Raw genomic sequence first — 7,278 nt, forward strand, 5'->3', positions numbered from 1 at the left:
AAATTAACCGATTTTGAACCGAATAGCCTATCGTATCTAATCTTACTAAATCAGGATTATTTTGAGCAATAATATTAAAAGTATCAACTATTTCTTGATAGGAATGGAATCTACCAAAATTATCACCTGGTGCCATTCTTTGATGATAATCTAACATATCTTCAATTAAAATTTCATAAGAATATTTATTTTTAATAGGTAAAAATTTTCCCTCGTCAATCGCGCCAATAATGTAATTTTTGCCAACCTCGTAAATATAAAAGCCTTCCTTTAAAAGAAAAGGAATTTCCTCTTTTGAAACATTATTTATCTTTATCAACATCTCTTTAGAAAATAGTAAAGAAATAAAAAGAATTAAGAAAAGAAATTTTTTCATTTTTTTCCTCCTTTATTTTAAAATAACTATTTTATAATCTTTTTTATCAATTCTCATTAAATAAATTCCCGAAGGTAATCTTTCAATTTTAAAATCTTTACTTACCTTTTTACCAGTAATATCATAAAGAATGACTTCCTTATCTTTTATTGGCAAAATAATTGAAGAACCTTTAAGAATTGTCGGTAATCTCCAAAGCTCACCATATTTATTAATATCACCTTCTTTCTTGGTAATTTCGAAGATACCTACTCTTGGCAGTGGCTGACCAGTAATAATCTTTATTGCCCTTCCTGCCTGAATTTGTGCTGACGCCCGATGATAACTACCATTATATAAAGCACAGATTCCAATCGTATTCGTATGGTCCTCAATACCAACTGTGTTTGATTGATAATAATTCGCTGTTAAATACTGGAATTTAATTATATTATCACCCGTTGGAGTTTGAACGGTGGTATCATATATTATTATCTGAAACTTATCCCATTGTTCTCTTGGATTATAATAATGAACACTGTCCCATTCTAAAATCATCCGATGATTTAATGTATCGTAATAAAACCAAATTCCATTACCATAAGGTGGATATAAATCATCCCAATTAACACAAATCATTGCATTTGGATTTGTTGATGTCGGGTCAGGTAATGGCTGATTAGTATAACTCGTTGATGTCGTCCTTATCGGACTTATCCAACCATTGCCACAAACTGATAAAGAATCCCGATACCTTACTCCATAATAATAAATCGGAAATGGCAAAGGAATCCTTATCGTCTGGTCATCAGAAGTTATCGGCAATCTTGTACCAATATTTCTTATCTCAACCCACTCAAAAGGCTCACATTGTTGATAAAAGGTATCAACATCATCATAAGCATAATATAATGGCTCAGGTTGGCGATTATCAGGTATTGGATCAGTTATTGTCAATCTGCCAATCGGTATTCTAAAAGTTGTTATCCTCTCATAATTATCAGCATATAGTTTCAATGTACAAAGAATTTCTGTCTCCGGCCTAATCAATTGCGAGGCAAATACTTTGAAATGGTCATTAAAATTGATTGCGGTATCGCCTCTTAATACTGTTCCGAAGCTGGCAAAGGAGTCAATAATGTAAAATAAAGTATCAGAACTCTTTAAAATAGCATAAACATTATAACCATGACCTAAACCAGTATTTCTTATTTTTATTAAAACATCAGCAGTTTCACCAGGGTCAATTCTACCATTTGGTCTTTGGGAGAATGAGTCTTTAACACAGAAATCTTCATAAGATAAAATTGGTGTGCCAACAATTATTGAGAAAGAAGAGACCCATAATGAATCATTAATATCTTTTAAAAGTAGCGAACAACGGATATTATAACCATTAAAAACATTCTGGGAAATAGTTAAATTGAACCCATCTTCGCCGGTAAAGGTGGAGTCTTGCGGACCAATATCATTAAAATATTTTATCGTATCGCTTGTTGTTACTAAGGTATCCCGAGAAACAAATTTACCGATAACACTATAAGCAGTTTCGTTTCCCCAATTTTTTACCCAAGTTAATATCTCCAGTTCTTCACCGGGGTTTGGTATCCCATCGCCATTTCCTCTTGGTGGGTCATCATTAATATAATGACGCAAATAACTCACATAAGGTTGATTTGCTGGCATCGCTAAACAAGCGCCAATATGAGGCTCTAAATTATGACCAGTAACTGTTATGTAAATACTATCAGGTTGGGTAGTAAAAATATTAAATCTTACTTCACCATTTTCATCAGTATAACCAAAATAATGAGAAGAAGTATCTGATTTTGCCAAAGCACATACCAAAGCATTGACAACCGGCTCTCCGCTACTTTGGACATTTATTACCAATTGATATGAACCTACTGGAATAACTCTTGGATAAGAGACATCCAATTCTTTTGGGATATCCCAGTAAATATCAATTGCTCCGTCACCCATTAAATTATACATCTCAAAATATCTTCTTGTTGTTGGAGTATTTCCCATCTGCCGAAAATACATAAGTTTTCCTTTATTTATCATTCCCATTGCCCAGAAGAAATTACTATCATAAGCAGCATCAAATACCCTTCTTTGGAAAGTATCATCCTCTACCCAATAAGAAGTTACTGAGGAAGCATAATGACCAATTGCTCCCCGATAGCCAATTCTTATCCAAGTTTCCGAAAAACATTCAGGATAAGAGGAATTGGAAAAATCACCAGAAAGGCAGGCATAAGTACCAACAAAAGGAACTTTATCAATATTAGTCAATTGTCTTACATTATCAGATGTAAAATTTGGGTCTGCCCAGCGGTCATAACTTCCGTGTCCGGAATAAGTTACCCAAGCCCGACCACCATTAATCGCAGTAGTAATTGGTGTACCAGAATTATAATATAAATATAAAGAATCACATATCACACCAAATCTTCTTTGAAGTCTCATACAATATTGATGGGTACTTTCTGCTACTTGATGATTACCACCGTCACTGGAAGCAATAAAATAAGACTTTTTCAACCAATCCCTTTCGGTAATCCATTCATTTTTCTCATATTTGATAACCTTACTTACAAAAGAATCTAACTGGATTGAATTGGCTACGGATAACCGGGAGACATCAATATCCGGAAGATAATCACCTGATGTCATCAAAGAAAAATTTAAATCAGTTGGCGGATTTCCCGAACCTTGACCAGTAAAATAACCAATTTTATCAACATCACCAACTAACAACACATAACTGGGTTTTACCGGCCAGTTATTATAAGCATTTAAAATATAATTTCTTACCACATCGGCACTACCACCACCAACTTCTGATAATTTCTTTACCCAAACTTTATACCCTTTTCTTAATCGCCACTCTGCTAACGGTAAAAGATTATTATACCATTCATCAGGAACAATTATTAAATAACCAATTGGTAATATTGGTGGGTCAATCTCATAATATTTATAATTGATTATTAAATCTTTTACTCTCTTTTCAAAAGGTAATGAATAAAAATTTCTTATCTTCTGAAAAGTTTTTCCTAAATTGCCATTTTTAATCTTTATTTCTAAATTAATTTTAGAATAAAATTCAATCTTATTTTTCTTAGGATTATATCTTATCGGATATACCTCAAAAACGATTATCCTTCTTCCCCTTATATAACCAATAAGATTAATTTCGGCTAATTTTTCCGGATAATAGAAATCTCTTTCATAAAAATCTTTATCCATTGTGAATGGTGGTTTCTCGCCAGTTTTTGGAATTGGTGGTTGTAAAGGATAAATAGGATAAACTAAATCAATTTCTCTTTTCTCAAAACTTTTTATTTCAATTTCTGGTTGACCTTCCTCGGGAATTTGGTAAAACTCACGAATTACCGGCAACAAAGGTCTTCCCTCTTCTACTGATTGACCGCTAACTGGTAAAGAGATAATAGAAAATCTTCCTTCAGGAATTTCCTTAACTTCAATTTTTGGTTCTTCTAAAGTGATTTCAATTTCTCCTTGGGAATAATTAAAACTTTTTATTTTTAATTCACCAAAGCCCAATAAAAAAATAAAAAGAAAGTATACTAATTTCTTCATAAAAACCTCCTTAAATTTAAACTAAGAATCATTTAAATATTATAAAACAATTTTAGATAAAATCAAAAATAAAAAAGCCGATGGCAAAGATTTACTCTGCCACCGGCTCTCCTTGTAGGAATTGGAATTACTCGATCTTAATCTCGGTCTCTAATTTTTTCTCGGGTTGTTTCTTCGGAAGAGTGATGGTGAGGATTCCGTTTTTGTAAGTCGCCTTCGCCTTTTCTGCGTCTACTTCCGTGGGTAAATCAATCGTGCGAGAGAAACTGCCATAACTTCGCTCGCAGAGATAATAATCTTTCTCTTTTACCTCTTTTTCCTTTTTGATTTCACCTTTAATTGTCACCGCATTCTCAGAAACCGTTACCGAGAGATTCTCCTTTTCCATTCCGGGAATTTCTGCCTCAACGATTATATCGTTACCCTTTTCGTACATGTCAACAAGTGGAACGAACTCTTCCGCAATCGCAGGAACTCTCCTTCTCCGGCCGAAAAATTCTTCAAAAGTTCTTCTAATATCTTTTTCTAATTCTTCCAACTCTTTTGATAACGGTGTCCAAGGTCTTAACCAGTGTCTCATCTTTCACCTCCTTTTTGTTTCCAATTTATTAGATACCTAATTATTTAAAAAGTTTCTAAAAAATCAATATATTAATTGACATTTTTAATATGATTATTGTATAATTATTTATGAGAGCCTGGTTAATAACTGAAATAACTGATTTAGAAAAAGATGATAGACCATTAAAATTAGCCGAATTAAAAAAACCCCAAATAAAAGAAAATGAAATTTTAATCAAAGTAAAAGCCTGTGCTGTTTGTCATACGGAAATTGATGAAATAGAAGGCAGGGCATTACCTTCTTTCTTTCCAATTGTTCCTGGTCATCAAGTTGTTGGTGAGGTAATCAAAATTGGTGAAAAAGTAAAGAAATTCAAAATTGGTGATAGAGTTGGTGCTGGTTGGATATATTCAGCTTGTGGTAAATGTGAATTTTGTGAAAAGGGCTTAGAAAATTTATGTAAAGATTTCAAAGCAACTGGAAGGGATATAAATGGTGGTTATGCCGAATATTTCAAAATTAGTGAAGATTTTGCTTTTAGATTACCCGAAAATTTTACTTATGAAGAGAGTGCTCCTCTTTTTTGTGCCGGTGCCATTGGTTATCGCTCATTAAGATTAACCAATATAGAAGATGGTCAAAACCTTGGCTTAATTGGCTTTGGTGCTTCTAACCATTTAGTTTTAAAAATGGCTTTATATCTTTATCCCAACATAAAAATCTTTGTCTTTTCAAGAACCGAAAAAGAAAGAGAACTTGCTAAACAACTTGGTGCTTATTGGGCAGGTGATATTGAAGAGAAACCACCAGAAAAAATTCATTGTGCGATTGATACCACACCTGTTTGGAAACCACCCTTTTTTATTCTACGTCATCTTCTACCAAATGGTAGATTAGTAATCAATGCAATAAGAAAAGAAGAGATTGACAAAGAAGAGATATTAAATATTGATTATCCCCGGGATTTATGGTTAGAAAAAGAAATTAAATCAGTTGCCAATGTCACAAGAAGAGATATTTCTGAATTTTTAAACATTGCTGAAAAGATACCAATAAAACCAGAAATAGAAATCTATCCCTTTGAAAAAGCCAACGAAGCCGTGGTAGATATCAAAAGAAGAAAAATAAAAGGTGCCAAGGTATTAAAAATGGAATAAAATTTTTTATTCTTTCTTATCTAATTTATCCAATTTAAGGATTTTAAAACTACCATAAACTACCAAAGCGATAATCAAAAAATCAATAAAAACAGTTATAAAATGACCAAAAAGAATATTTATTGGTCCAATTGCCAAGTGAAATGAAGAAAGCGCGCTAACTTTACCTAACACAATACCTATCAGCGGATTAATAATATCTTCCACCAAGGCAGCAACAAGTTTAGAAACAGCACCGCCTAATATAAATCCGAAGGCTAAACCGACAATACCTTGTTTCCTAATAAAATTAATAAATCCAGCCATTTTTCCTCCTTTTTAGAAATAAAAAAATAATTTATCCAATTCAAATTAATCAAAGTTATTATAAACAATTTTATAGTTTTATCAAATTTAATAAATTAAAAAAAATAAAATACAAAATTTTCAGAAATACTCTAAAAAAAGCCAACGAAGCCTTGGTAGATATCAAAAAGAGAAAAATCAAAGACGCCAAGGTATTAAAAATGGAATAACTTTTTAACCCTCTTTCCTATATTCTTATAAATTTATTCTAATTGTGAAAAGAGCCAATCTTTTACTAACCTTTGGACTTTATTAAAAGGTAAAATTGCTATCTTCCTTATATCTTTTCCTTCTTTTTCTTCTAACCAACGGATAAATTCTCTTCCTAAAAAATAACCGGTAAAACTTTTACCTTTCACATTTAACCAATCGCCAAAAAAGTCGTTAACTTTCTTCTTGTAATTAATTCTATTTAAATATTCTCTTATTAATTCTTTTTTATGTTTTCTACACCATAAAACCCAATTTTTGTCCTCTTTTTCTTTTCCTGAAATAAAGGACACAAATCTTTTAGCAAAACCTTCGCTATACAAAAGAAATAAAGGGTCCTTTTCATACTTTTCAAATTTTTTATATTCTTTCCGGTATTTCATATGGACAAGATGACCAATTTCGTGAAGCAAAAGAGTTTTCAATTTATCTTTAGAATGCCATTTTAATTCGGCAATCTTTTCTAATCCTAAAAGGCAAGCAAGATTTGATTTATAAATTGTTGCCCACCCGGCTCCGCTTCCTATTCCTACATATATTACAAAAACAATTGGAAAATCCACATTTAATTTTCTCAAAACTTCGTAATAAATTGGCTCCCAAAGGATAAATAAATTTCTTCTTGCTATTTTCATCAATGGCAAAAATTCTTCTAATTTAGAAAATATTTCCTTTTTTGCTTTTTCCAACCAAAAGGAGTCTAATTCTTTATAACTTTCAATTTGTTTTCTTAAAAGTTCAGGATATTTTGCCATATAAATTTCTTGCCACAACTTAAATCTTTCTTCACAATTTTTATTATGGGCTTTTTCCCAATACAAAAGAAAATCGTCAAAAGTATCAATAATTCTCCATTTCATTTTTTAGTAAATTATATCAAAATTATAAGTAAAATGCTACATTTTCAACTTCCCTCCAATACCTGTAAGAACTTTATTTTTATTAAAAATCTATCTTGACAAATATTATTTTTTTAGTATAATATAGCCAGATTTAAGAAAAAGGAGGTAATTTATATGGAGTTGGATTTAACATTCATA

General features: G+C 31.6%; 6 protein-coding genes. 1 reads left to right on the forward strand and 5 read right to left on the reverse strand.

Translation table 11 applies throughout. The features are described 5' to 3' along the window. The 3 genes from ABIK75_08080 to ABIK75_08090 form a co-directional block, all read right to left on the reverse strand. A partial coding sequence (locus tag ABIK75_08080) for a hypothetical protein (protein ID MEO0091046.1) occupies positions 1-376 on the reverse strand: 376 nt, incomplete at its 3' end. Between the two features lie 12 nt (positions 377-388). After that, positions 389-3,964, reverse strand: coding sequence for a C25 family cysteine peptidase (locus ABIK75_08085; protein ID MEO0091047.1), 3,576 nt, complete (start codon positions 3,962-3,964; stop codon positions 389-391). A 127-nt stretch (positions 3,965-4,091) separates the two neighbouring features. Beyond that, complete coding sequence (locus ABIK75_08090; protein ID MEO0091048.1) at positions 4,092-4,544, reverse strand: Hsp20/alpha crystallin family protein; 453 nt, start codon at positions 4,542-4,544, stop codon at positions 4,092-4,094. A 110-nt stretch (positions 4,545-4,654) separates the two neighbouring features. Between ABIK75_08090 and ABIK75_08095 the strand changes: the two genes are divergently transcribed. Continuing rightward, positions 4,655-5,683, forward strand: a complete 1,029-nt coding sequence (locus ABIK75_08095) for a zinc-dependent alcohol dehydrogenase family protein (protein ID MEO0091049.1) — start codon at positions 4,655-4,657, stop codon at positions 5,681-5,683. A gap of 6 nt (positions 5,684-5,689) precedes the next feature. Here ABIK75_08095 and ABIK75_08100 read toward each other — a convergent pair whose 3' ends face one another. Both ABIK75_08100 and ABIK75_08105 read right to left on the reverse strand, forming a co-directional pair. Continuing rightward, the gene (locus ABIK75_08100; protein MEO0091050.1) at positions 5,690-5,989 is read right to left on the reverse strand and encodes an MscL family protein; all 300 of its coding nucleotides are present in this window, start codon (positions 5,987-5,989) and stop codon (positions 5,690-5,692) included. A gap of 242 nt (positions 5,990-6,231) precedes the next feature. Further along, positions 6,232-7,098: a hypothetical protein gene (locus ABIK75_08105; GenBank protein MEO0091051.1), complete on the reverse strand. Its 867-nt coding sequence runs from the start codon at positions 7,096-7,098 to the stop codon at positions 6,232-6,234. Positions 7,099-7,278: the final 180 nt, after the last annotated feature.

It is taken from the genome of candidate division WOR-3 bacterium (assembly GCA_039801725.1).
Taxonomy (GTDB): domain Bacteria; phylum Hydrothermota; class Tepidihabitantia; order Tepidihabitantales; family DTDR01; genus DTDR01.